This is a genomic window from Sorangium sp. So ce381, from assembly GCF_051473845.1.
GTDB classification, from domain to species: Bacteria; Myxococcota_A; Polyangia; order Polyangiales; family Polyangiaceae; genus Sorangium; species Sorangium atrum.
Genome location: NZ_CP150336.1, coordinates 3,515,890 through 3,541,777, shown reverse-complemented (window position 1 = coordinate 3,541,777; position 25,888 = coordinate 3,515,890). Strand labels below are relative to the sequence as shown.

Here is a 25,888-nt window from a genome sequence, read left to right as displayed (position 1 = left end):
TGACATGATGAAGCACATCCTGTTGGTGGAGGACAACGAGGATATTCAGCTCTCTCTCCGCGATGCGCTCGAGGAAGACGGTGCTTACAGCGTCGTGACGGCCGGAAACGGAGCGGAGGCGCTCGCGCTGCTCGAGCGCGGCGAGCGGCCGAACATGATGCTCGTCGACCTCTTGATGCCCGTCATGGACGGTGTGGAGTTGATCGACCGGATGCGGCGCGACGCGCGGTTCGCTGGCATCCCGGTCGTCGTCCTGTCAGCCGCATCGATCACGTCCCCGCCACCCGGAACGCCGTTGCTCAGGAAGCCGATCCGCTACGAAGCCCTCCTTGGAGCGGTCCAGAAGGCGTGCGGTTGCTGAGAGCGGTGCGCTCGCGCGCTGAGGGCGCTACTTGGCGGCGGGCTCGTAGGGGCAGGGAGCGCCGCCTTCTCCGGTCTCGGCGAGGGCGCCCGTCGAAGGATCGATGGTGAGCGTGGTCGGGAAAGGGTGAGCGCCGGGTCCCTGCGAAGCTTCGGAGACCGAGAGCAGGAGGGTCCTGTCGGAGCGCTTGAACGCCCCTTTGCGATGGACGATGCCCGACCAGATGCACGCCACCTTCGGCGGGCAGGGGGAGACGCGATCCTCGGCGGCGAAGCTGCCGTCCCTCGCGAAGGAGAGCAGGCGCTCGTACTTCCGCGATCCGCACGCGGCGGAGCTCCACGTGCCGAACAGGGCTTCTTCGCCGGACGCGGTGGTCGAGGTCCGCGCTGTCGTGGCCGGCGCTTGCGTCGTCGCGGCGGTGACCGTGGCCGAAGCTTGCGGCGCGGGCGTGACCGGCGCCGCGGTGGAAGCGGTGGAAGACGGCGCGGAGGGCCCCGCGGGAGACGACGGCTCCGGGGCCGGCTCACGCGGACCGTTGACGGTGCACGCAGCGAGCGGCGCCAGCAGCGCGGCGAGGGGGAGGATGAACGTTCGCATCACACCCGCTCATCCCATGGCGGCTCAAGGCGCGCAACGCGTGCACCGCCAGAGGCCGCGGCCATACGCCCGCCCCGCGAGCGGCGACACCCTGGGGAGCGCCAGGCGCCCGACCGCGATCGATGTGCGCTACCCCAGCAGCGCGAGCAGATCCTCCCGCGTCAGCGAGGCCGCCCTGTCCGCCTCGCCCAGCGCGGCGCCCGCGATGGCGCGCTTCCGCTCCTGCAGCGCGAGGATCCCCTCCTCCACCGTGTCCTTCGCGACGAGCCGGTGGACCATCACCGGCCGGTGCTGCCCGATACGGTGGGCCCGATCGGCCGCCTGATCTTCGACCGCCGGGTTCCACCAGGGATCGAGCAGGAAGACGTGATCGGCCGCGGTCAGGTTCAGGCCGGTGCCGCCCGCCTTCAGCGAGATGAGCATCACCGGGGGGCCGCCCGGCGACTGGAACGCCGTGACCACCCCGGCGCGATCGCGCGTCCCGCCGTCGAGGCGGCTCCACGGGATCCCCGCCGCGACGAGGTGCGGCTCGACGAGATCGAGCAGCGAGGTCCACTGCGAGAACACGAGCGCCTTGTGGCCGTCGGCGACGCACTCCTCGAGCGCCTCGATCAGCCGCGTCACCTTGGAGGAGGGCGCGGTCCGCGCCGCCTGCGCCGCGCCGCCGGCGCTCGAGCCCGGGATCAGCGCCGGATGGCAGGCCGCCTGGCGCAGGCGGAGCAGCGCCTCCAGCGCCGCCATGACGCTCGCCCCCTCCGCGAGCTTCTCCACCACGTCCTTGCGGGTGGCCGCGCGCACCGCATCGTAGAGCTCGCGCTCGGCCTCCTCGAGCTCGCAGTAGAGCACCATCTCCGAGCGCGGCGGCAGCTCCGGCGCCACCTCGCCCTTCAGCCGCCGCAGCACGAAGGGGCGGATCTTCTGCCGCAGCTCGGCCGCGGCGCCCTGCACGCCCTCGGCGATCGGCCGGCCGTAGCGCTCCTGGAAGGCGCTCCGCCCGCCGAGCAGGCCGCGGTTCGTGAAGTGGAGCAGGCTCCAGAGCTCCTCGAGCCGGTTCTCGACCGGCGTGCCGCTCAGCGCCACGCGCAGCTCGGCGCGGAGCGCGAACGCCGCGCGCGCCGCCTGGCTGTCGGGGTTCTTGATCGCCTGCGCCTCGTCGAGCACCACCGCCTCCCAGGCCTGCGCCGCGAGCAGCTCGGCGTCGTTGCGGAGCACGGCGTACGTCGTCAGCGTGATGTCGGCCGCAGGGTCGATCGTTCGCCGCGTGCCGTGGTAGACCGCGAACCGGAGGCCCGGGCGGAAGCGCCGGATCTCGTCGGCCCAGTTGTGGACGACGCTGCGCGGGCAGACGACGAGCGTCCGGCCGCGCAGCGCGCAGAGCGTCTGCAGCGTCTTGCCGAGCCCCATGTCGTCGGCGAGCACCGCGCCGAGGCCGGCGTCGCGCAGGAACGACAGCCAGTCGACGCCGCGGCGCTGGTACGGGCGCAGCGTCGCGGTCAGGTCGGCGGGCAGCGGCGCCTCCGGGAGCGACGCGAAGCCGTCCAGCAGCGGCATGAGCTTGTCGAAGCCCGACGGGCGCGGGTACTCGATCTCGTCGCACAGCGCGGCCAGCGCCGGGAGCGCCGCGGGCGGCACCTCCTTGTCTTCGCGCCGCGCCGCGAGCAGATCGGCGACGCGCGCGCCGTACTTCTCGAGCCACGCGGAGGGCAGCGGCGCCCACCCGCCGCCGAGGAGCGGCACGAGGGGCAGGCCGTCCTGCCACGCCCGGATGACGGCGGTCGCGTCCGCGCGCTTCGTGGGCGCGCCGGCGCCGTCGCCTTCGTCGTCCTGCCCACTCGAGAGCTCGAACTCGACGTCGAAGGCCCGGTCGTGGATGACGAAGCGCGGCACGAGCGCGGCCTTGCCGAAGATCTCGCCGCGCGCGTCGGCGAAGGCGCGGGCGTCCCAGGACTCGAGGCGCGAGGCGAAGCGGATCGCCTCGACGCCGTCGAAGTCGACCCGACGGCCCGGGATGAGGTGGAGCTCGTCGCGCAACCGGACGAGCAGCATGCGCTCCGCGGCCTCGTCGCGGACGGGCACGGCGCCGGACAGGTGCACGAGCCGGCCGTTCTCGATGCGCGCCTCCGGCGGATCGCCGTACACGAGGCTGGGCACGACGGAGAGCGTGTGCTCCTTCTGGCTGAGCTCCAGGAGGATCCGCGGCCGGGAGGCGCCGCCCGCGCGGGGCAGGCGCTGGCTCTGGACCGTGACCGGGACGCGCTTGGTCAGCTCCGGCAGGACGTCGGTCACCAGCTTGCCGAGGTCCCCGCGCGAGAACACCCGCCGGAGCGGCAGCCGCTCGAGCTTCGGCCCCGTGAGATCCGTCTCCCGGAGCAGGTGCAGCGTGCCGCCGCACCGCGCGACGCCCGACGCGATCACCTCGTCGACGCGCGGGTCCCGCTCCACGACGAGCGCCGCGCCGTCGTCGTGATCGCGCACCGTCGCGCGGGGGCCGATCGCCTCGCTGGAGACGCGCACGGGCGCGCCGTCGAGCTCCACGTCCGCGACGCCCGCGAGCGCCGCGAAGAGCTCGGGCTGGCGATCCGAGGGGAAATAGCCGTGCTGCTTCGTGCCCACGAGGCGGTCGATCGCCAGGTCCTCGTGCGTCGGGTAGAGCTCGGGCAGCCTCGGCCCTGGCCGCTCCGGGCTCGCTGGAGCCCTCACGGCGCGGCCAGCGAGGCTGGCGAGCGAGACCCGGAGCGGCTCCTCGGCGCCGCTCGCGTGCACGATCATCCGCTCGAGCGCGAGCACGAGCCCCTTGCGCCGGAGCCGGTACCGCAGCCGCGCCGGCGGCGGGGACGCGGCGATCGCGCCGCCTTGCGCGGCCGGCTGCGTCTGCGCCCTCGGCTGGCCCTGCGCCGCTGGCTGCGCCTGCGCCGCCGGCTGGTCCTGCGCCGCCGGCTGGCCCTGCGCGACCGGTTGCGAGAGCGACAGCGTCGCCGCGACAGCGTGCGCGCAGGGATCGATTTTTCCACCGCAGTCGCACGTCCACTCGGCGTCCGCCGGGTAGAGGGTGACGGTGGGTGCGACGGGCTGCCCGGCCGCCTTGATGCGGACCACGATGGCATCGCCGCGATCCTCGCGTCCGAAGGCAGCGCCCTCACGGGCGAGCTTGACGCCCTGGGACCAGAGGCCCGGAAGACAGGCTTTTCTGATGGCTTCGAGAAGACCCTGCACTGAGACTCCAGACACCGACGACCGGCCGCGGTAGCTCGCGCGCTCTCCCGGGACCAGCGCCACTTCTTGGGATGTTCACAGAAAGACGAAGAAGACGGAAAGAGGTTCGGGCGTCTTTTTCCGCTGTCGCGTCTTCCAGATTCCAGGAGCTTGCCCGGTACGAGCAGGGCGCTGCTGTAGCAGGTATCCGCGCGGCGTGGCGCCGCGAGCTCTACCGGCGCGTCAGGTGCTCGCGGTAGCGCGTCGTGAGCTCCATCCAGCGCAACGTGAGGATCGGCTCTCGCTCGAGCCGATCCTGCCAGCTGCGATCGACGGCCTTCCACAGGTCGCGGTCGGCGATGCCGTGGCGCAGGAGCGCCTGGTCGAACGACGAGGCCGCTCCGAGCGACGACTCGGCGCAGAGGACCGCGTACTGCTGGAGGCTGAGCGAGGGGAGCGCGCTCCGCGTGCCCGGAAGGTCGCTCCGCGACGCGGGCGCAGGGGCCGCGACGCTCGGCGGCGCCGGCGCCGGAGCGGCCGGCCCGGCGGCGCTCTCGTCGAGCTCGCCGGGAGATCGCCGGAGGGTGACCCCCGACCGCGCGCTGCCGCCATCGAGCTCCAGCAGATCGGCCTCGGGCGGGACCTTGATCGAGGGCAGCGGCAGGGCCCGCGGCACATCGACGGCCTCGTCGGCCTCGCCCTCCGAGGGCAGGCGTTTCCCGCTCGACATGGGGACGATCACGGACTGCGGCGGCGAGGCCGCGCGCCGCGGCGGCGCGGAGGAGCCGCTCCCCTGGCCGCCTCGCCGTGAGCCGGCGCGCTCGCCGTCGGGCGCCGCGAACGACAGCACCGGGCCGGCGTCGGTGATCTCCATCTGCAGGATGATCTCACCGGTCCTTCCGCGGACGACGAGCCGATCGCCCCCCAGCGTCGCCTCCATCTCGTAGCGCCGCCCGGAGGAGAGCGAGATGGTGGCCGAGGGGACCGGCGCGCCGCTCGCCGCCCCCCGTGAGCCCGCCTCTTCCTGAGGACGGAGCCCGGCCTGATGCAGCCCGCGCTCGCTATCGGGTGGATCCCCACTCATCAGGATCGGAGCCTAACGCAGCAAGCGCACGCCCCGCGAGCGCTTTCGACGCTTTCGACGCTCTCGACGCTTTCGACGCATGGTTCAAGCGTCTGAGCCCAGAGCGCCTGGGGACACGCGGCTCGCCTTCGCGTTCCTGCGATCGGGCGCGGGCGCATCCGAGCCCAACCGACCCCCTCCGACGCGGTGCGCTCGGTCACCCTGGCTCGCGCCTGAGCGCCGCGGCCTGCGCTCGGTCGCGCAGGGGTGCGCAGGAGCGCGCTCGGCCACGCAGGAGTTAGGTCGAGGGTGCACTCCGACACAGAGCGCTTACGTGGCTCAGCGTGTCTTCATTTCACGAGGTGCGTCGCTGCGCTCAAACCCGGGCTGCGCTGACAAAAATCGCCGCTGTTGCCGTTCTCTTGGAATTCGCCGGCGCTGATCGCAATGCGTCCAGAGGGGTCATTCTTGGCGTGTCCCGGCCCATCTTCGTTTGAAACGGTTGGCTCTGTAGTAAAGGGGGCAGCGAGCTCTTCCCGACAGGTGGTCTATGAAGAATACCTCTCTCGCGCTTGCGCTGCTGTTCACTGCGTGCCTCCCAGGCTGCTTCTACACCAGACAGACTATCGAAACATGCGACACCGAGTGTGAGGACGTGCCCAACCAGGACGCGTGTCTAGCGGAATGCGGGACGTGCGTGGATCAATGTAAAAGCGAGCCCTACGGGTCCGACCGTTGGGATTGCATAGCGGAATGTCGGACGTGCGCGAAAGTGTGTAGAAACCAGCCCGACCGCGACGCGTGCATCTCGGCATGCGACCCGTGCAGCGGCGACCAGTGTGTCGAGCCGCCTCCGGAGGGCTTCTATGGCCCTGCGCTGCTCTGGGTCGGCAGGACGGTGGACGAGCCGCAGTGCCCCCACGGCGCCCAGACCACGGTGTACAGGGGGTACGAGACCGCCGACTTCCCTTTCGCGTGCAGCCCATGTCGGTGCGGCGAGCCGGCCTGCGCCTTGCCCGACGATCTCCGGACGGCCGCTTCGCTGAAGTGCGGTGGCCCGGCGGTCTCGGTGCATGAGCCCCGGGACATCCTGAACGGCACCTGCGTGGTGCCCAGCAGCGCCCTCGTGAACGATCACCAATCGCTCGTCCTCGGCGCGACCCGAGTGACGCCTTGCGAGGCCAGCGTCGAGCCCCCCCCGGTGCCGCAGTTCACCTTGCGGTGGTATCGCTCCGGCGTGGCGTGCGAGGGCAGCCTCCAGGAACGCACGTGCCCCTCTCCGTCGAAGACGTGCGTGCCACCCGATCAGGAACACGGCTTCGCTCAGTGCATCATGTACCTCGGCGAGGGCGAGGTGACCTGCCCGGAAGATTACCCGGAGGACGTCGTCCTCTACGACGGCATGAGGGACGAGCGCCACTGCACGCCGTGTGAGTGCGGTCCTCCGACAGGCAGCGAGTGCTCCCTGATGCTCGTTTCCTTCCGGGACGGCGCGTGTGACGAGCAGCTCACCGCCGGCACCGCTTCGAGCGATGCCCCGGGCTGCGTCGCCGCCACGCCCGGGGAAACGCCCAAGAGCATGAGGGCCGTCTGGCAGGTCGACCGGCCCGGAAGCTGCGAGCCGAGCGGCGGCGAGCTGCGAGGCGAGATCGTCCTCACCGGTCCGAGCACGTTTTGCTGCCAAACACGTCCAGGCGAGAACGGGTGACGATCATGCGCCGCGAAGGGCGGCGCACCGCCGCCCGAGCCGCACGATTCGGGCTTTTCCTGAACCACGGTACGGGCTGACCAGAACCTGCGATGTCAGGCAAAAGGCGCCCAAATCAGGGATCCGCGGGCATGACGAAAAACCTCTCGAAACGGAGAAACGGACGAGCCAAAATGCAATGCGACCTGCGCGCTCGAGAGCGCACACAAAAGCCTTTACGTGCGCTCCAAAGTCAGTATCTACAGGATCACGACGTGGGAGCGGCGACGTCGAGCCGGCCTCCGTCACGCGGCAGAGGTGCACTGTCCTACGGGCGCTGGAGACGTTGAAGAGGGGGGCCACATGGCGGGGTGTTGCGGCCGGACGGGAAGCAGCGGCGTGCATCGGGTCGAGGTGTCCACTCCGCTCCGTACCGCACCGATCCCGCCCTAGCCGGGACGCCGATGCGACGCGCCGGTTGTGCCGCCGTGTTCGTTGTCTCGATGGCGACGACCCCGGCGCACGCGGATACGCCTCGGTCTGAATCGGGACGGGAGACTCAGGAGGACGACCACATGTTCCGCGGCGAGATCTCCGCGTCACCGCTGCTCGCAATGGGCATCATGCCCGCGCTCGGCGGAGGGGCCTCTTTCGCCACGGCGTTCCGCTGGCCCAGCCTGTCGATCGGCGTCGAGGCGCGGATGTTCACCTCCCTGGCAGATACCTTTGCGGACGGCGTCCTGGTCCATGCGAGCCTGGCGATGCCGACGCTCGACATCTGCGGTCATCGCGGGCTCCTGTCGGTGTGCGCCGTCTTCGACGCCGGCGAGCTGCGGATCACGAGCGACCCCGGCGTCAGCATTCAAGCTCGCCAGCCGTGGGTCAGCTCGGTCGGCCTGCGGGTCGCGGGCGACTGGCGCTTCTCCGAGCAGCTGTCGCTGCGCGGGTTCGCCGAGCTGCACACGAACCACAGCCGCCCGTCCCTCTGGGTGAACAACAGAGAGGTATGGCGGGTCCCTCCGCTCTCCGGTGTGGTCGGCGTGGGGCTCGTGCTCCCCGTGGACGCCTTCTGAGGGAGGCACCCTGGCCGCTCCCTGGATGGGAATGCGGCCGACACCACCTGGCCTGAACAAGCGGTCACCACGCCGCGATGAGCACCATGTCAGCAGCATCAGCAAGAGACACCGGGGCTGACGCGGCAACACGGGACCGACCGAGGATCCGAGCGCCGTGGTCGCTCGTCGCTGCGGCCGCGGCCCTGCTGTGGCCCTGGCGCGCCGGGGCCGCGCCGCCCCGCGCCGCGGTGCAGCTCGAGTACCGGCGCGCGCCAGGGGCCGAGCGCTGCCCGGGCGAGGGGCTCCTGCGCGAGGAGCTGGCCAGGCAGCTCGGCTATGACCCTGTGGAGCCCGAGGCGGCCGCGCAGGCCAAAGCCCTTGTCTTCCGGGGACCAGGGAGGGAGATACACGCCACCATGGATCTCTACGACGCGGATGGATCCATCGCATGGTCACGGCACCTGGTCGTCTACCACGACGATTGCCAAGAGCTCGTCATGAACATGGCGCTCTCGCTCCGGGTCGCGCTCGATCCGAGCCTCCACGTGCCGCCCGCCCCGCCACCGCCGCCGCCCTCCCCTGCCCCGCCCCCAGCCGACGCCGCTGCCGCCACGCCCGCGCGGCGCGCGTGGCCCGACTTCAGCGTCGGCCTCGCGGGGGCCGCTGTGTTCGGAACCCTGCAGGAGACGACCGCCGGGACGGCGCTCCACGTCGCGCTCCGCTATCCATCCTTCTTCCTCGGCATAGAAGGCCAAGTTCAATTACCCGTCACGATTCAGCTCGATGAGACGACGAGCATCTCGGCCTGGCTCGCGGCGGCGAACGTGATGCCGTGTTCGCGGCAGCGTCACCTCTTCGCTTGTGCCGTCGTGTCGGTCGGCGTCGTGACCACCTCCAGCACCGACGCCAGGATCGTCGACACGTCGGCGCTCTGGCTCGCCACGGGGCCGCGCGCCGGCATCGAGATGCCGATCTCCGATCGGCTCGCCATCCAGTTCTATGGCGACATCGTGCTCCGCCTCTCGGAGCTCCGGGTCGAGAGCCAGGAAGGTGTGCTCTGGACCCCGCCCGCCTACGGCGGGCTCGTGGGGCTCCGTCTGGACGTCAATCTCGATCCGCGGAGCGAGGCGCCCGCGCGGCGCGCTGCCCTCCCTCGGGGTGCCGAGGCAGCGCATTGACCAGCTTCGCGACCACGCCGTCGCCACGCTCGAGGGGGGAACAGAGATGGGGTCACAGTCACGCAAAAACACGTCCGCAGAGCCTTCCCACGCCCGCATGGCGGAGATCGCCGACGAGCACTTCTCGTTCATCGCCCGCTACCTCGCCCGCCTCGGGGTTCGCGCGCAGGACATCGAGGACGTCGCCCAGGAGGTCCTCGCCGGCGCCTACCGTGCGCTGCCGCGGTTCGATCCCAGCAGGGGCACCGTGCGGTCGTGGCTCATGGGCATCGCGACCCACCAGGCGTCGAACCATTTCCGACGGGCCCACCGCCGCCACGAGCGCCTCCGGCCGTTCGACGATCTCGCGGCGCTGCCTGACGTCACCCCCGACTCCGAGCAGCACGCCATCGCGAGAGACCGGCGCTGCGTGCTCCACAAGCTGCTCCAGGAGCTGCCCATGGAGCGCCGCTGCGTGTTCGTCGCCCATGAGCTCGAGGAGATCGACATGGCCGAGATCGCCCAGCAGCTCTCGATTCCCCTGAGCACCGCGTGGAGCCGGCACCGGCTCGCCTGGGTGGACATCGAGGCGGCCATGCGTCGCTGGCAGGCGCGGCAGCGCGGCCGCGGGCTCGCGTTCATCCCCTTCAGCGCCGGCGCGCTCGTCCAGGAGGCGCGCACGGGACGCGAGGGCGCGCCGACGTTGCTCGCGCGGCTGTGCCGCGGCGCCCGCGGGTTGTTCTCTCCGTGGAGGCTCCCGATCGAGGCCGGCACGCCGACGCGGGCAGGCTCGCTCCATCTCGCAGCGAGCATCGCAGTCCCGCTGGCGAGCGCCGCCGCCGTCATCGCGCTCACCCTGGGCGCGCTGCGCGCCGCCTCGACCCCGACAGCCGCCGGACAGCGCGCCGCGAGCGGGCTCGCCGTGGCGGCCATCCGGACGCCGCCGCCCCCGGAAGCGTTGCCGCCGTCCCCGGCCGCGCTGCCGCCGCTGTCCCCGGCCGCGCTGCCGACGGCGCCCGGCGCAGCTGCAGCGGCGGGCGCCCTGCAAGGCGGCGGGATCGCGGGCGCCGGGAGCCCGCGAGCGACCAGCGCGGCGCCGCTCGCCCAGAAGTCCGCGCCCCGTCCGGCTGGCAGAGCGACCTTCCCTCCCGCAGGAGCGTCCGGGGCGTCGAACGATCAGGAGATCGCCGCGGAGCGCACCCTCATCGACGGCGCGATGACGGCGTTGTCGAGCGGCCATTATGAAGAGGCAAAGAGCCTCCTGATCGAGCACCGAATGAGGTTCCCTGCTGGCCGCCTCACCGCCGAGAGGAACGTGGCGCTCCGCGCGCTCCGCGCGAGGACGGCTGCCGCCGGGCCCCGCCCGCTTCTGTAGAGCACTGCTCGGATGGCGAGGATTCGAACCGCCGAGGACACCAAGAGTCGAGCCCTGGCCTCTCTCCACCTCCCGTCTCTCTGAGCCCCCGCAGCACGCGCAGCCGAGAGCCGGTCGAGAGCGATTCCCCCGTTCAGCCCCCCCGACTTCAGTGCTGCTCCCCTGCACAGGATACGATCCCGCCCAACCGCCGCCGAGCGCTGCTCTCCCGTCCTTGGCGATTGAGGGTGAGCTGCAGGGGATCGCGCGCGCACAGAAGATCATTTTTCAGAGCTGATGGCTTTTTTTTGAGATGGGAGATCTGCTCCTCCTAATTAAGCGAGCATGGGACAACCGCATCGCACTCTCGCACCGTCGATGCCGCTGGATAGACAGCGGGCCTTCGTCCGGCTCTTTCGGGGGAAGACCTACGATTCCGTATGGAACTGGCTTAGGCGGCTCGGGGTCCCACGCCGCGATCGGCGAGACATCCTCCAGGATGTGTTCCTCGCCGGATACCAGAGCTTCCCTTCCTACGACCCGCTCCGCGCGCGACCGGAGCGGTGGCTCAACAGGATCACGGTCCACGTGGCCGCCCACTACCGCGACCGCGCGCACCACCGGCGCGAGGAGCTGTCCTCCGGCCACGCCCCGCGCCGCGTCGCCGACGAGCGCCCGAACGCCGAGGAGCAGATCGACGCAGAGCAGACGCGCTCCCTCATCCTCTCGCGGCTCAGGTCGCTGCAGGCCGAGGAGCAGCGGATCCTGATCCAGCACGACATCGAAGGCGTGCCGATGGCGACGGTCGCCGAACAACACGGGATCCCGCTGTCGACGGCGTACAAGTGGCGCACGCGCGCGCTCGCGTCCCTGCGTGCGCTGATCGAGGAGCCCCGCGCGGAGCGCAGGCATCAACGACCGCCGCAGCCGACGGCGAGCAACGTCGCCGAGGCGGCGGCGCGCTCGGCGAAAGGCGCACGATCGGCGAACACGCCACGCCGGACGGCGCTGGCAGAGCGACCCGTCCGCTCGACCACAGCGGGCGCGAACCGGCCCGCGGCGCCCTGCCATGCGCAGCCGAAGGGCGCGCCGTTCCTGCCGCGGCCGGGCGGGGACCGGGCGCACTCGCCAGCGCGCGCATAGATAAGGTTGGATGGCCGGCGGAGGCCGCCAGCGCGGTCGGGCCAGCGCTCGCGCGAGCGCCGGCGTCGGCCCGGATCCGGCGTCCCCGCGTGGTTCGATGGCCCGCCCGCGCATGGCGAGACAGATCTTCAGGCCGACCGCAAGCCGTAAGGGAGTACGGGGCGCCGTACAACGACCAGAAAGTGCCTCCGGGCCACGCGCGGGTAGTCGGGGCGTATGTCGTCCGCTATGCTGGAGCCTCAACGATGTACTACTCGACCGACGACCTTCGTATTGCAGGGCTCAGGCCCTTGATCCCCCCGGCGATCCTTATCGAAGAGATCCCCGTCAGCCCCGCGGCCTCCGAGACCGTGGCCTTCACGCGCAAGGCCGCCGAGCGCGTGATCTCGGGCGACGACGACCGGATCATCGTGGTGGTGGGCCCCTGCTCCATCCACGACCCCAAGGCCGCCCTGGAGTACGCCGCGCGGCTCCGGGAGGCGCGCGACCGGCTGAGCGACGATCTGCTCGTGATCATGCGCGTGTACTTCGAGAAGCCGCGCACCACGGTCGGCTGGAAGGGGTTGATCAACGATCCCGACCTCGACGGGAGCTTCTCGATCAACAAGGGGCTCCGCGTCGCCCGCGGGCTGCTCCGCGACATCGCCGAGCTCGGGCTCGCGAGCGGGAGCGAGTTCCTGGACACGATCTCGCCGCAGTTCATCGCCGATTTCATCTCCTGGGGCGCGATCGGCGCGCGCACGACCGAGAGCCAGATCCACCGCGAGCTCGCCTCCGGGCTGTCGTGCCCCGTGGGCTTCAAGAACAGCACCGAGGGCGACGTCCAGATCGCGGTCGACGCGGTGCGAGCCGCGCGCGAGGCGCACCATTTCCTCTCCGTGACGAAGCAGGGAATCTCGGCGATCGTGGCGACGCGCGGCAACGCGTCGTGTCACGTGATCCTGCGCGGCTCGCAGCGCGGCCCCAACTACGCGGCCGAGCACGTCCGCGAGGCGGCCGACCGCCTGACCAAGGCGGGCCTGCCGCGCCGGCTGATGGTCGACTGCAGCCACGGCAACAGCCAGAAGGATCCGGCGCGCCAGAGGACGGTGGCCGAGAGCCTGGCCGACCAGCTGCGCTCCGGCTCGCGGGACATCCTCGGCGTGATGATCGAGAGCCACCTCGTGGGAGGCCGGCAGGATCTCGCGCCGGGCAAGCTGCCCATCTACGGCCAGAGCATCACCGACGCCTGCCTCGGCTGGAACGACACCGTTCCGGTGCTCGAGCTGCTCGCACAGGCGGTGCGGGACCGGCGAGCCAGCAAGGCGGCGTGAGCCCTCCGCGCGGCGCCTGCGGCCGCGCGTGACGGCGGCCGCGCGTGACCGCGCCGCGGCCACCGTGTGTGGCGGATCCCTCAGAAAATTTCATCATAAACGCAATCCACGACCCGCGGCACGCTGCAGCCACGGCCGCCGGGGTTTCGTGCGCCGCGGGCCCGGCGCCACTGCCGTGCGGGCGAGCGACACGCTATGCCTGCACCCGGGAAAGCCGCGGAGGGAGCTGCCATTCTCTCGGAAATCCTCATCATCCTGGCCCTGGTGCTCGTGAACGGCGTCTTCTCGGGCGCCGAGATCGCGGTCGTCACGGTCCGCAAGACGCGGCTCGACCAGCTCGTCCAGTCGGGGAGCCGCCGGGCGCGCGCGGTGAAGCGCCTGCGGGGCAACCCGGAGCGCTTCCTCGCCACCGTGCAGATCGGCATCACCGTCGTGGGCGCGACCGCGAGCGCCTTCGGCGGGTCGACCCTCGCGAAGGACCTCGCGCCGGTGCTCCGCGCGGCGCCGTGGATCGGGGACGCGGCGGACGAGCTGGCGTTCGCCGCGGTGGTCGCGCTCGTGTCCTTCCTGTCGCTCGTCCTCGGCGAGCTCGTCCCGAAGTCGCTCGCGCTCCGCGCTTCCGAGCGGTACGCGATGCTCGTCGGCCCGCCGCTCCGCGGGCTGTCGTCGCTGGCCCGCCCGCTCGTCTGGCTGCTCACCGCCAGCTCCAACCTGGTGCTGAGGCTCTTCGGCGACCGCACGAACTTCGTCGAGGCGCGCCTCTCCCCCGAGGAGATCCAGCAGATCGTCGACGAGGCCGCCGAGGCGGGCTCGGTCGACAAGCGCGCCGGCGAGATCGCGTCCCGCGCCATCGATTTCGCCTGGCTCACCGCGCTCCAGGTGATGCTCCCCCGCGGCCGCGTCGTGGCCCTCCCGCGCGACGCCGCCGCCCAGGAGGTCCAGCGCGCGGTGCTGGAGCACGGCCACACGCGGATGCCTGTCTACGAGGGGTCGAACGACAACGTGATCGGCTACGTCACGATGCCCGAGGTGCTCGCGCTCCTGTGGGGCGACGGCCAGTTCTCGCTGGAGAGCATCCTGCGCCCGGCGTACTTCGTGGTCGGGTCGATGCCGGCCGTCGATCTCCTCGCCGAGCTGAAGCGGCGCCGGCTCCAGCTCGCCGTGGTCGTGGACGAGCAGGGCGGCATGATCGGCATCATCACGATGGAGGACCTCGTCGAGGAGCTCGTCGGCGAGATCTTCGCCGAGAACGAGGCGCACCCGCCCCACGCAGAGACGATCCGGCGCGAGCCGGACGGGTCGGCGCTCGTGCCCGGCGACATGCCGGTCCACGAGGTCTGCCGGCAGCTCGCGATCGCGCTGCCGGACGACGTCCGCTGGTCGACGGTCGCGGGGCTCTGCCTGGGGCTCGCCCGGCGCATCCCGGCGCCCGGCGACGTCGTGACGACCCCGGACGGGGCGGAGCTCCACATCGTGGACGCGAGCCCCCGGCAGATCCGCACGGTGCGGGTCCGCATCCCGCCCGCGCTCGCGAGCGAGCCCGAGGACGAGGAACCGCGCGGCGAGGGCTGAGCCGGCGCGGCGCGTCAGGACGCAGGGACGGGCGCGCCCGCGGGCCTCCGCTGGAAGTAGTCGACCACCACGTAGCGCCGGGCGAGGAGGCCGAAGACGACGGCCGCGATCAGGATGAGCGCCGCGAAGAAGAGGTATTGGAGCGCGCCCGTGAAGACGTTGAGCGCCGCGACGCCGGCGGTGATCAGGTTGCCGACCGTCACGGTGAGGTTCCAGAAGCTCATGATGGTGCTCTTCATCTCCCGCGGCGCCTGGGAGTAGGCGAACTCGAGGCCCGTGGTGGACACCAGCACCTCGGCGAACGTGATGAGCAGGTACGGCCCGGCCTGCCAGAGCACGCTCGGGCGCTCACCCGAGGTCATGGCGAGCTCGATGGCGGCGACCGCGACGAACGAGAGCCCCGTGATCGCCATGCCGGCCGTCATGCGGCCGAGCGCCGTGAGGCGGACGCCGCGCCGCTCGAGGGCGGGGTAGAGGATCATCGTGTTGAAGGGGATGATCAGCATCACGAGGAGCGGGTTCAGCGCCATGAGCTGCGACGGAGCGAGCTTGTGGCCGAGGACCTCGAGATCCATGCGGGTCGCCTGGACGATCCAGGTCGACCCCTTCTGATCGAACAGCGCCCAGAACACCGGAATGGGGGCGAAGATCGTCATCACCCGCAGGACGGCCTTGGCGCCGTCGATCGCGCGCTCCGGGTGCCTGCCGCGCGCCGCATCGAGGAAGTGCCCGCGCGCGGCGCCGGCGCGCGCGTCGCGCCCGACCCGGGCTGCGTCCCAGAGGACGCGAAGGAACGAGTGCGGGTTCTTGCCGGTCGGCGGCACGTGGACATACCGGTCGCGCCCCATCCAGAACACGAGCGTCGCGATGAACATGAGCGCGCCCGGGATCCCGAACGCCACCCTCGGCCCCCACCACTCCAGCGTCTTCGGGATCAGCGCCGACGCGAAGAACGAGCCGAAGTTGATGATCCAGTAAAAGAGGGCGAACACGCTCTTGACGAGGTGCTTGTTCTCCTCGGAGAACTGGTCACCGACGTGCGCCGAGACGCAGGGCTTGATGCCGCCCGAGCCGAGGGCGATGAGCGCGAGCCCCACGTAGAAGCCGGCCGGGCGGGCCTCGAAGATGGCGAGGCAGGCGTGCCCCGCGCAATAGACGAGCGAGAGCCAGAGGATCGTCCGGTACTTCCCGAGGAAGCGGTCGGACAGGAATCCACCGAGGAGCGGGAAGAAGTAGCAGGCGCTCACGAACAGGTGGTAATTGGCCTTGGCCACGTGTTCGTGGATCAACAGGGTGTTGATCATGAAGAACGTTAAGATGTTCTTCATCCCGTAAAAGCTGAAGCGCTCGCACCCCTCGTTTCCGATGATGTACTTGATCTGAGGGGGAAATCGGTCGGTGCTCGGAGCGGTTGGCGTCATGGCGGGCCCTCGCGCGCGCCATCCATGCGTAGACCGCCTCCCGCGCCAGGGCAATCCGCGCTGCCTCCCTCCCCTCCGGAGCGCGCCGGCGCTGGCTGGCTCATCAGCCTAGCCGCGCGAGGCTAGGCCGGCCCGAGCAGCGCACCCTGTGGTCAAGGTGTACGACGGTGGCAAAACGGCGCGCGCGCGCACCGACGAGGATCGACGATCTGCGCGCGGGATTCAGGCTGCAAGCATTGACATCCTGGAAGGCCATCGTCGTATCCTCCCGGTAGCTCCGCGTTACGACCCCCGTCGTCGGCAACCCTGCCGAGGGAAGGTTCATGGAAAAGCTCAAATCGCGCTTCAGGCTCGCGCCGACGTATACCCTGCTCTGGCTCGCCGCGGCGGCGCTCTCCGCCGTGGCATCGTGTTCGGACGGCGGCCCCAGCACGAGCGCGTGCGTCGCGCCGGAGACGGAGTGCGACGGCATCTGTATCAACACGGGCACGAGCACGAGCCACTGCGGCGCGTGCGGCGTGGCGTGCGGCGACGCTCAGACCTGCCGCGACGGCGAGTGCGTGGCCGCGTGCGACGACGGCCTCGCGGCGTGCGGCGACAGCTGCGTCGACACCCAGAGCGACGAGGCGAACTGCGGCCGCTGTAACAACGCCTGCGAGGAAGGGCAGACATGCCAGGCCGGCGCGTGCCAGGACCAGGGCGGCTGCCCGACGGGGCGCACCGACTGCGGCGGCTCGTGCGTCGACGTCTCGTCCGATCCGAGCAACTGCGGCGAGTGCGGCGCCGCGTGCACGGACGACCAGACCTGCGAGTCGGGCGAGTGCCAGGACGGCGAGTGCTCGCAGGGGCTCACCGACTGCGACGGCGCCTGCGTCAACCTCCGGAACGACGCCGGGAACTGCGGCGAGTGCGGCACCGCGTGCACGGACGACCAGACCTGCGTCGCCGGCGAGTGCGAGGACGGCTGCGGCTCCGGGCTCACGGCCTGCGCCGGCGTCGACGTCTGCGTCGACCTCCAGACCAACGCCGAGCATTGCGGCGAGTGCGGCGCCGCGTGCAACGACACGCAGGTCTGCCAGGCCGGGGCGTGCGCGTGCACGGTGAGCCCGGGCCACGACCTCGGCAGCGCCGTGCCGCAGATCGTGAACGGCACGACCGCGGGCCTGCCGAACACGTATTCCCCGACGTGCTCCGCCACGAGCTCGAGCGAGCGCATCTACTCGTTCACCGCCGCGACCGCGGGCGTCTACTCGTTCGACAGCACGAACTCCGGCTACAGCGTCGTCCTCGCCCTCCTCGACGCGACGGGCTGCTCCGAGATCGCGTGCAGCGCCGACCCGAGCGCGGTCATCACGGCCGACCTGGCCATGGGCCAGACCGTCTACATCGTGGTCGACGGCGCGGAGGGCCAGGCGGGCACCTTCGAGCTGAACGTGACGCGGGCGAGCGCGCCGAGCTGCCCGGCGGGCACCCTCGCCTCGTCGGTGCCGCAGACGATCACCGGCAGCACGGTCGGCCGGCCCAACAGCGTGCAGCCGACCGTGACGACGGCCTGCCGCGCGTCGGGCAGCCCCGACGCGGGGTACGCGTTCACGGCGCCCGTCGCCGGCGACTACACCTTCGATACGTTCGGCTCGGCGTTCGACACGATGCTCCACGTGCACGACGCGACCTGCAGGGGGGCTCAGCTCGCGTGCAACGACGACACGCGGGTCGATCAGTCGGAGGTCACGGTGACGCTCGCGGCCGGTCAGACCGTCGTGGTCGTGGTGGACGGCTCGACCGACACCAGCGACGGCGCGTTCACGCTCAACGTGAAGCGGGCCGTCCCGCCGCCGGTATGCGACGGCTCGGGCACCTGCGGCGACGGCAGCTCGGGGTGCGTCCGGTGCGCGCTCGAGACCAGCTGCGCCGACGCGCTCTCGGCGTGCACGGAAAGCACCCCGTGCCTGGAGTACGTGAGCTGCTTCCGTACGTGCGACACGGCCGCCTGCAAGGAGGCCTGCAGGACGGTAGACCCGGCCAGCGCGGCCCTCTACGAAGCGATGCTCCAGTGCGCCCTCTGCGACGTGTGCCGGAACGATTGCAGCGGCTCGTCGGAGGTCGTGTGTCGCTGAGCGAGCGCGTGAAATAGAAACGCTGCGTCGCCCGTGTTACGAACGGGATGATGCAGCGCATCCTCCACGGCCACTTCTGGACGGTCGCTCCCTGGCTCAAGCATCAGATTCGCGCCCCGCGGCTCGCTCCGTCTTCCCCCTTCGCGGTCCACGTCGATGAGACTCCTGCCGGGCCCGTCCGGTTGCTCGGCAGGATCCGCCACCGAGAAGGCGCGAGCTCGATCCTCGTCGTCGTCCACGGGCTCGGCGGTACGAGCGAGAGTTATTATATGGTCGAGGCCGCTCTGAGGGCCGAGCGCGCCGGGCTCGCCTGCCTGCGCGTCAACCTGCGCGGCGCCGGGGGCGACGGAGACGACATCTACCACGCTGGCCTGTTCTCCGATCTCCACGCCGCCATCACCTCCCCCGAGCTCGACCGGTACGAGCGCGTGCTCGTCCTCGGCTACTCGCTCGGCGGGCATATCGCCCTCCGTTACGCGGCCTCGGGCTCGCTCGACGGGCGCGTCCACGCCGTGGCGGCCGTCTGCCCGCCGCTCGACCTGGAGCGATCCGTCGCCGCGATCGACCAGCCCGAGCGGTGGGTGTACCGCAGGCACGTGATGTCCGGGTTGAAGGAGATGTACACCGCCGTCGCCTCGCGCCGCGCCGTGCCCGTGCCCCTCGACGAGGCGCTCGCCATTCGCACGATCCGCGAATGGGACCGGCGCATCATGACGCGGCGCTTCGGCTATGAGAGCGTGGAGGCCTACTATGCGAGCGAGAGCGCCGCCCCGCGCCTCCGCGACATCGCCGTCCCGTCGCTGATCGTCGCGGCGGAGGCCGACCCGATGGTGCCGCTCGACACGGTGCGGCCGGCGATCGAGGCCCACCCGCGCTCGCCGCTGCTCGACGTGCAGTGGCTCCGGCACGGCGGGCACGTGGGCTTCCCGCGGACGCTGAGCCTCGGGTTCGGGGCGGCGCCGGGCCTCGAATCCCAGGTCATCCACTGGCTCACGAGGCATTGACGCGCAGGAGTCGCCGCGGCCGTGCCCGCGGCTCGCTGGCTCGGCGCCCCGGGGCATCGGGGCGCGGGAGCGCGATCGGATATCACCGCGCGGCCGCGGCGCGGCGGCGTCACCCGCGCGGCGCGGCGGCGTCACCCGCGCGGAGCGGTCGGCGTCAGCGCATAGACGTCGACGTCCACGCCTGGGCTGTAGAGCACGTGCGGCGCCCCCGTCGGGGCGGGCAGGCCGGCCGCGGCGACGACGCTCTCCTCGACGTGGGTCACCTCGGCCCGGTGGAGCGGATAGGGCGCGTGGTGCACCTGCCCGATCCTGAGCGCGTCGCCGCTCGCGGCGAACAGCAGGTAGCGCTCGGCCAGGAAGTGCTCGAAGGTCCCCGGCGCCGCGGCGCCGCCGTCGATCGCCGCGCCGACGCGATAGCGCGCCTCGAAGCGCGCAGGCACGGGGCCCGGCCAGCGCCGCGCGCTGCGGTAACGGACCTCCCCGTCCCTCGATTCGAGATCCATCGAGGCGTAGTGATACGGCAGGTGCCAGCCGACCCGGGCCGCTACGACCGCGATCGCCTTGGCCGCGTCCAGGCTGAAGAACCAGACGCCCGGCGCTCGCCCCTCCTGGTGAACGTAGGTGCGGACGTTGAGCTCGTGGAAGTTCGAGATCCCCGGCACGCTCGGCGACCACCAGGGGCTGACGTCGCGCATGGTGAAGGCGACGACGCCGACGTAGGCCTTGCCCTCGAAGGTGTCGAGTTCGAGCGCAGGCGGCACGACGGCGCGGAGCGCGGCGATCGGCGTCTCCCAGTGCAGGAAGAGCAGCTCTCTCCAGCGCTGGAAGCCCGCAGGACGGCCAGGGGGGCGGAGCGTGGGGGCGATTCGATCCACGGCGACCTCAGCATAGGACGGCGCGGTCAGAAGATCTCCTCTCGCGGCGGGCAATGGCATGGGGATATCCTGCGCGCGGAGCCGAACGGGCACGGAGCGGAGGCAGGATGAAGAAGCTCATCAATGCGCCGGACGATCTCGTCGATGAGGCGCTCGAAGGCATGGCGCTCGCTCACGCCGAGCTCCTCCGGGTGAACGCAGCGCCGCGCTTCGTCACGCGCGCGGAGGCGAAGGGCAAGGGCAAGGTCGCGCTGCTCTCCGGCGGCGGCAGCGGGCACGAGCCGCTGCACGCCGGGTTCGTCGGGCGCGGCATGCTCGACGCCGCCTGCCCCGGCGCCGTGTTCACGAGCCCGACGCCCGACCAGATCTTCGAGGCGACGCGGGCAGTCGACGGCGACGCCGGCGTGCTCCACATCATCAAGAACTACACCGGCGACGTGATGAACTTCGAGATGGCCGCCGAGCTCGCGCGCGAGGCGGGAATCCCGGTGGAGGGCGTGCTCGTGAACGACGACGTGGCGGTCGAGGACAGCCTGTACACTGCCGGACGGCGCGGCGTGGGGACGACCGTCCTTGTCGAGAAGATCTGCGGCGGCGCCGCCGAGGCGGGCCGCCCGCTCGAGGAGGTGGCGGCGCTCGGTCGACGGGTCAACGCGCGCGGCCGAAGCATGGGGGTCGCGCTCTCCGCCTGCACGGTGCCGCACGCCGGCAAGCCGTCGTTCGAGCTCGGCCCGGACGAGATGGAGGTCGGCATCGGCATCCACGGCGAGCCCGGCCGGCGGCGGGCCAAGCTGGAGCCGGCCGACCGGGTGGCCGAGATCTTGATGCAGCCGATCCTCGACGACCTGCCGTTCGAGCCGGGCGACGACGTTCTGCTGTTCGTCAACGGCATGGGCGGGACGCCGCTCCTCGAGCTCTACGTCGTGTACCGCAAGGCGCGCGCGATCGCGCAGGGCCGCGGCCTCAAGGTCGCGCGCAGCCTCGTGGGGTCGTACATTACGTCGCTCGAGATGGCCGGCGCGTCGGCGACCCTGCTCAAGCTCGACGACGAGATGCTCCGCTGGTGGGACGCGCCCGTGCACACGCCGGCGCTGCGCTGGGGGACCTGAGCCATGGACGCCTTGACCGGCGCGCACATCGCGGCGTGGATCGAGCGCGCGGCCGACGTCATGGAGCGCGAGAAGGCCCTCCTGACCGAGCTCGACGCGGCGATCGGCGACAGCGACCACGGCGTCAACATGGCGCGCGGCTTCACGGCGGTGCGCGCCCGGCTCGGCGGCCTCGATCAAGGCGACGTCGGCGCGCTGCTGAAGGGCGTCGGGATGATCTTGCTGTCGACCGTCGGCGGGGCGAGCGGCCCGCTCTACGGCACGCTGTTCCGCGACGCGGGCCAGCGGGCGGCCGGCGCCGAGGCGCTCGACCTCGCGGCCCTGGCCGGGTGCCTCGAGGCGGGCCTCGACGGCGTGAAGCGGCGAGGCAAGGCATCGCCCGGCGACAAGACGATGGTCGACGCGCTCTCCCCTGCCGTCGACGCGCTCAAGGCCGCGCTGAGCGCGCCGGCGCCCACGGGCGAGCCGGCGCGCTCCCCGCTCATGGACGGGCTCGCCCGCGCCGCCGAGGCGGCGCAGGCCGGCGCGCTCGCGACCGTGCCGCTCATCGCTCGCAAGGGCCGGGCGAGCTACCTCGGCGAGCGCAGCGCTGGGCACCAGGACCCCGGCGCCACGTCGTGTTCGCTCTTGCTGCGGAGCCTGGCCGCGACGGCAGGCGCATGAGCGGGGCGGCGGGCCGCGTCGGGCTCGTCCTGGTCTCGCACAGCCGAGAGCTCGCCGAGGCCACCGAGGCGCTGGCCCGCCAGATGACCGGCGACGCGGTCGCCATCGCCTGCGCGGCGGGCGCGGGCGACGGCGGCGCCGAGCTCGGCACCGACGCGACCGCGATCGCCGCGACGATCGAGCGCGTCTGCGGGCCGGCCGGCGCCGTCGTGCTGATGGACATCGGCGGCGCGATCCTGAGCGCCGAGACGGCGCTCGAGCTCGTCGATCCGGCCGTCGCCGCGCGCACGCGCCTCTCCGGCGGGCCGATCGTGGAAGGGGCGATCGCGGCCGCCGTGCGGGCGGCGGCGGGCGGCACGCTCGATCAGGTCGCCGCGGAGGCGCGGCAGGCGCTCGCTCCGAAGGCCGAGCATCTCGGCGAGGCGGAGCGCCCCGCGGCGGCGGCCGGTGCCGCGACCGACGCGACCGCGCCGGCCGCGACGGTCGAGCTGGCGATCGCCGATCCGAGCGGCCTCCACGCCCGCCCTGCCGCGCGGCTCATCACGCGCGCGGCGGCCTTCGACGCGGCGATCACCCTGGAGAACGTGACGGCCGCGCGCGGTCCGGTGCCGGCCTCGAGCCTGATCGCGCTCGCCTCCCTCGGCGCGCGCCGGGGCGACGTGCTGCGCCTGCGCGCGACCGGCCGGCAGGCGCGCGAGGCCGTCGAGGCGCTCGCTGCGCTCCTGCAGCGCGACGCGCCGGCGGCCGCGCATACGGCGCCCCCCGCGTCGTGCCACGCGATCCCCGTCGCGCCCGGCATCGCGCTCGGCCCGATGGTCCGGCTGGTGCGGTCCGTCCCCGAGGTCCCCGAGACAACGGTCGACGATCCTGTGGCCGAGGCCGAGCGGCTGCGGCGGGCGCTCGACCTGGCAGCGCAGGACCTCGGCAGCGCGCTGCGCGGCACCGACATCCTCGACGCGCATCAAGCGCTGCTCTGCGACCCGGCGCTCGTCGACGAGGCGATCGGGCGCATCGAGCGGGAGCGCTGCAACGCCGCCTGGGCCTTCCGCCAGGCGATCGACGCTGCGGCCGCGATCTACCGCCAGCTCGACGACCCGTACCTGCGGGCGCGCGAGGCCGACGTCCACGACGTGGGCGACGCCGTGGTGCGCGCCCTGCTCGGCGGCGCCGCGGCGGTGCTGCCCGAAGGCCCGCCGGCCGTCGTCGTGGCCGAGGACCTCACGCCGTCGGAGGCCGCGCGGCTCGAACCGGGGCGGGTGCTCGGCGTCATCGACCGGCGCGGCGGTCCCACCTCGCACGCCGCCATCCTGCTGCGGAGCGCCGGCATCCCCGCGGTCGCCGGGGCGGCGGCGCTGGTGCCGGACACGGGCGGCGCGCGCGCCGGCCTCGACGGCGCGACCGGCGAGGTGTGGCTCGACCCGGATCCCGAGACCACGATCGAGCTCGAGCGGCGGCAGGCGGCCCTCCGCGCGTCACGGCGGCCGCCAGGCGCCCGGGACGGCCGGTTGCGCCTCGCCTGCGGCCGCGAGATCGAGCTCTGGGCGAACGTGGCCGGCCCCTCGGACGCGCGCGCCGCGCGCGCGGCCGGCGCCGTCGGGATCGGGCTCCTGCGCACCGAGATGCTGTTCCTGGACCGCGTGGACGAGCCCGGCGAGGACGAGCAGGCGGAGCTGCTCGCGGAGATCTTCGCGGCGTTCGCCGGCGCTCCGATCGTGGTCCGCACGCTCGACGTCGGCGGCGACAAGCCGCTGCCGTACCTCGAGCTCGACGCCGAGGCGAACCCCAGCCTGGGCGTCCGCGGCGTCCGCCTCTCCCTCGCGCGGCCGGCGCTGCTCGAGGCACAGCTCCGCGCGATCCTCGTCGCGGGGCGCGGCCATGACGTCCGGGTGCTGGTCCCGATGGTCTCGACCGCCGCGGAGGTGAGCGCCGTGCGCGCCGCGCTGGAGCGCGCGCACGAGACGCTCGCGGCGACGGGCGCGGCGCACCGCTGGCCCGTGGCCACGGGCATCATGGTCGAGGTGCCGTCGGCGGCGCTCATGGCGGAGCGCCTCGCGCGCCTGGCGGACTTCTTCAGCATAGGGACCAACGACCTGACGCAGCACACGCTGGCGGCCGAGCGCGGTCACCCGCGGCTGCACGCGCTCGCGGATCCGGCGCACCCGGCCGTGCTGCGGCTCGTGCGCGGGGTCGTGGAGGCGGGGCACGCCGCGAGGCGGCCGGTCTCTGTGTGCGGCGAGGCCGCCGGCGATCCCGGCGTCGCGCCGCTCCTCGTCGGGCTCGGGATCACGCGCCTCAGCATGTGCGCCTCCGCGTTCGACGCGGTGGAGGACGCGCTCGCAGGTGCCTCGTTCGCCGATCTCGCCGCCATCGCCGAGGAGGCGCTGGCGGTCGACGACGCTGCGGCGGCGCGCGCAGCCCGCGCGGCGGCGCGGCGTCCGGGCTGACGTCGCTGCCGTGACCGAGCAGCCAGAGCCCGGCGACGGACAGCCAGACGTCTGGCCGGCCCGGCGCCCGACCTCCAGGGCGATCCTGGCCGCGACCGTCGATCGCCGACGTTACAGCGCCCCCGCCGGCGGGGCGCCCTCGTGCGCGGAGCGCGCGGCGGCGTCGCCCGAGGGCTGGCTTGCCCGCACCGGGTGTCCCAGCAGGCACGCGCTGTCGTCGGGCAGCTCCGTCGCCGCATCGCACGCCGCGAGCTCCCAGCCGATCGCCTGTTCGGCGTCGCTCCCGGTGAGGTCGGCACCTCGGAGGTTGGCAGCGGTCAGATCGGCGCTCCCGAAGGTCGACTCCATCAGCGCGGCGTTCGAGAGATCCGCCCCCGCGAGGCGCGCGTTCCGGAAGCTGGTCTGGGTGAGATCGGCCCGGGAGAGATCGAGCCCCGACAGATCCAGCCCCTCGAAGCTGCGGTGACCGCTCCGCGCGAGGAGGCGTACGGCGGCGGACCGTTGCGCGGCGTCGCCCGAGGCGAGCGTGGCGCGCAGCCGGAAGACCGCGAGGCGCGACGGATCGAGGCCGTAGACGAGCGTCGCGGCGAGCGCGGCGAGCACGAGGCGGGCGCCCAGGGAGCGCGCGGCGTCGCGCTCGGTACCGAAGAGAGGCAGCGCGAACGTCATGAGCGCCGCGCCCAGCACGCTGCCGGCGTGCGCTACCGCGAGGAGGCCGTGCGGAGGGATCTTCGCCAGAGCGACGGCGGCCGCGAGGACGAGGAGCAATGCGCCGCCGGCGAGCGCGAGGCGCAGCTCGGTCGACCGCGCGAGCAAGGGCGAGTCTGGCGCTCTCCGAGGGCCGCCGGACAGGCCGGGGCGGCGGACCGGCGGAGCCTCGCGCTCACCGGCAGCGCGGCGCGAGGCGCTGGCGGCCACGCCCTGGCGAGGCCCGTCGGTCGCGATGGATATCCGCTGCGACTCGGGTATCCGCTGCGACTCGGGTGGCGCCGAGATCCGTTGCGATGACCACGCCGCCTCCATCCGTCGCGAGTCCGGCGCCGCCTCCATCCGCCGCGAGTCCGGCGCCGCCTCCATCCGCCGCGAGTCCGGCGCTGCCTCCATCCGCCGCGAGTCCGGCGCTGCTTCCATCCGCCGCGAGTCCGGCGCTGCTTCCATCCGCCGCGAGTCCGGCGCTGCTTCCATCCGCCGCGAGTCCGGCGCTGCTTCCATCCGCCGCGAGTCCGGCGCCGCGGGGAGACGGCTCCGCTCCGCGCTCTCGGGGACCGCGTCGGCGCTCGCGAGGGCGTCGCGCAGCGGCGAAGGGAACGACGCGATGTCGTCGAACGACGCGCCCGCGCTCGCCAGCGCCAGGATGGCCTCCTCGTCGAAGCCGGAGCGCGCGCACGCCGACGGATCGACGCGCGCGCCCACGAGCGAGCCCGCCGAGGAGAACGAGCGCGGGAGCTTGGCCCCGCGCAGGTCCGCGGCCGCGAGCAGCGCCCCGCCGAGCAGCGCCCCCGAGAGATCGGCCCAGCGCAGGTCGGCCCCGGTGAGGTCGGCGTTGACGAGCGACGCGGCGTCGAGCCGCGCCCCCCCGAGGTTCGCGCCGGTGAGCTTGGCCCCGTCGAGGCGCGCGCCCGCGAGGTTCGCGCCCTGGAGGTCGGCGCAGCGCAGGTGCGCGGCCGCGAGGTCCGCGCCCGGGAGCTCGATCGCGGTGCTATCGCCGCCGCGACGCGACGACAGGGCACCGAAGAGCGTGTGGAGAGCTGCGGTGTCCAT

Annotated in this window: 19 protein-coding genes; 13 read left to right on the top strand and 6 right to left on the bottom strand. The window is 72.6% G+C overall.

The window, feature by feature from the left end; genetic code table 11:
- Positions 1-4: 4 nt before the first annotated feature.
- Positions 5-361 carry a response regulator gene (locus WMF29_RS13475; protein WP_272103377.1) on the top strand — a complete coding sequence of 119 codons (357 nt, stop codon included), beginning with the start codon at positions 5-7 and terminating at the stop codon, positions 359-361.
- Positions 362-388: 27 nt separating this feature from the next.
- On the opposite strand, the gene WMF29_RS13470 is transcribed toward WMF29_RS13475, so the two are convergent.
- From WMF29_RS13470 to WMF29_RS13460, 3 genes are all read right to left on the bottom strand, one after another.
- On the bottom strand, positions 389-958 hold the full coding sequence (locus WMF29_RS13470; protein ID WP_437329212.1) for a hypothetical protein: 570 nt from the start codon (positions 956-958) through the stop codon (positions 389-391).
- A gap of 129 nt (positions 959-1,087) precedes the next feature.
- Positions 1,088-4,171, bottom strand: a complete 3,084-nt coding sequence (locus WMF29_RS13465; protein WP_437329211.1) for a DEAD/DEAH box helicase — start codon at positions 4,169-4,171, stop codon at positions 1,088-1,090.
- A gap of 211 nt (positions 4,172-4,382) precedes the next feature.
- Positions 4,383-5,234, bottom strand: a complete 852-nt coding sequence (locus tag WMF29_RS13460; RefSeq protein ID WP_437329210.1) for a hypothetical protein — start codon at positions 5,232-5,234, stop codon at positions 4,383-4,385.
- 751 nt (positions 5,235-5,985) lie between these two features.
- Here WMF29_RS13460 and WMF29_RS13455 point away from each other — a divergent pair.
- From WMF29_RS13455 to WMF29_RS13425, 7 genes are all read left to right on the top strand, one after another.
- Positions 5,986-6,921 carry a hypothetical protein gene (locus WMF29_RS13455; protein ID WP_437329209.1) on the top strand — a complete coding sequence of 312 codons (936 nt, stop codon included), beginning with the start codon at positions 5,986-5,988 and terminating at the stop codon, positions 6,919-6,921.
- Positions 6,922-7,475: 554 nt separating this feature from the next.
- Positions 7,476-7,973: a hypothetical protein gene (locus WMF29_RS13450; RefSeq protein ID WP_437329208.1), complete on the top strand. Its 498-nt coding sequence runs from the start codon at positions 7,476-7,478 to the stop codon at positions 7,971-7,973.
- A 398-nt stretch (positions 7,974-8,371) separates the two neighbouring features.
- Positions 8,372-9,133 (top strand): hypothetical protein, encoded by a 762-nt coding sequence (locus WMF29_RS13445; RefSeq protein ID WP_437329207.1) that lies wholly within the window; start codon positions 8,372-8,374, stop codon positions 9,131-9,133.
- Positions 9,134-9,230: 97 nt separating this feature from the next.
- Positions 9,231-10,487 carry an RNA polymerase sigma factor gene (locus tag WMF29_RS13440; RefSeq protein WP_437329206.1) on the top strand — a complete coding sequence of 419 codons (1,257 nt, stop codon included), beginning with the start codon at positions 9,231-9,233 and terminating at the stop codon, positions 10,485-10,487.
- Positions 10,488-10,844: 357 nt separating this feature from the next.
- Positions 10,845-11,609 carry an RNA polymerase sigma factor gene (locus WMF29_RS13435; RefSeq protein WP_437329205.1) on the top strand — a complete coding sequence of 255 codons (765 nt, stop codon included), beginning with the start codon at positions 10,845-10,847 and terminating at the stop codon, positions 11,607-11,609.
- 245 nt (positions 11,610-11,854) lie between these two features.
- The gene (locus WMF29_RS13430; protein WP_272103361.1) at positions 11,855-12,922 is read left to right on the top strand and encodes a 3-deoxy-7-phosphoheptulonate synthase; all 1,068 of its coding nucleotides are present in this window, start codon (positions 11,855-11,857) and stop codon (positions 12,920-12,922) included.
- 195 nt (positions 12,923-13,117) lie between these two features.
- Positions 13,118-14,494, top strand: coding sequence for a hemolysin family protein (locus WMF29_RS13425; RefSeq protein WP_437329204.1), 1,377 nt, complete (start codon positions 13,118-13,120; stop codon positions 14,492-14,494).
- Positions 14,495-14,508: 14 nt separating this feature from the next.
- On the opposite strand, the gene WMF29_RS13420 is transcribed toward WMF29_RS13425, so the two are convergent.
- Positions 14,509-15,915, bottom strand: a complete 1,407-nt coding sequence (locus WMF29_RS13420; RefSeq protein WP_437329203.1) for a POT family MFS transporter — start codon at positions 15,913-15,915, stop codon at positions 14,509-14,511.
- 323 nt (positions 15,916-16,238) lie between these two features.
- Here WMF29_RS13420 and WMF29_RS13415 point away from each other — a divergent pair, with 323 nt between their 5' ends.
- Complete coding sequence (locus tag WMF29_RS13415) at positions 16,239-18,032, top strand: MXAN_6577-like cysteine-rich protein (RefSeq protein WP_437329202.1); 1,794 nt, start codon at positions 16,239-16,241, stop codon at positions 18,030-18,032.
- A 47-nt stretch (positions 18,033-18,079) separates the two neighbouring features.
- On the top strand, positions 18,080-19,036 hold the full coding sequence (locus WMF29_RS13410; RefSeq protein WP_272103355.1) for a YheT family hydrolase: 957 nt from the start codon (positions 18,080-18,082) through the stop codon (positions 19,034-19,036).
- Positions 19,037-19,167: 131 nt separating this feature from the next.
- On the opposite strand, the gene WMF29_RS13405 is transcribed toward WMF29_RS13410, so the two are convergent.
- Positions 19,168-19,911, bottom strand: a complete 744-nt coding sequence (locus tag WMF29_RS13405; RefSeq protein WP_437329201.1) for a YqjF family protein — start codon at positions 19,909-19,911, stop codon at positions 19,168-19,170.
- 107 nt (positions 19,912-20,018) lie between these two features.
- Between WMF29_RS13405 and dhaK the strand changes: the two genes are divergently transcribed.
- The 3 genes from dhaK to ptsP are packed head-to-tail and all read left to right on the top strand — an operon-like array spanning position 20,019 to position 24,127.
- Positions 20,019-21,020 (top strand): dihydroxyacetone kinase subunit DhaK, encoded by a 1,002-nt coding sequence (gene dhaK / locus WMF29_RS13400; RefSeq protein WP_437329200.1) that lies wholly within the window; start codon positions 20,019-20,021, stop codon positions 21,018-21,020.
- Positions 21,021-21,023: 3 nt separating this feature from the next.
- Complete coding sequence (dhaL, locus tag WMF29_RS13395) at positions 21,024-21,683, top strand: dihydroxyacetone kinase subunit DhaL (RefSeq protein ID WP_437329199.1); 660 nt, start codon at positions 21,024-21,026, stop codon at positions 21,681-21,683.
- Entirely contained in the window at positions 21,680-24,127 is a 2,448-nt protein-coding gene (gene ptsP, locus WMF29_RS13390; protein ID WP_437329198.1) for a phosphoenolpyruvate--protein phosphotransferase, read from the top strand. The genes dhaL and ptsP overlap by 4 nt, the downstream gene beginning before the upstream one ends.
- A 111-nt stretch (positions 24,128-24,238) precedes the next feature.
- Here the strand turns inward: ptsP and WMF29_RS13385 are convergent, their stop codons facing one another.
- Positions 24,239-25,888, bottom strand: coding sequence for a pentapeptide repeat-containing protein (locus WMF29_RS13385; protein ID WP_437329197.1), 1,650 nt, complete (start codon positions 25,886-25,888; stop codon positions 24,239-24,241).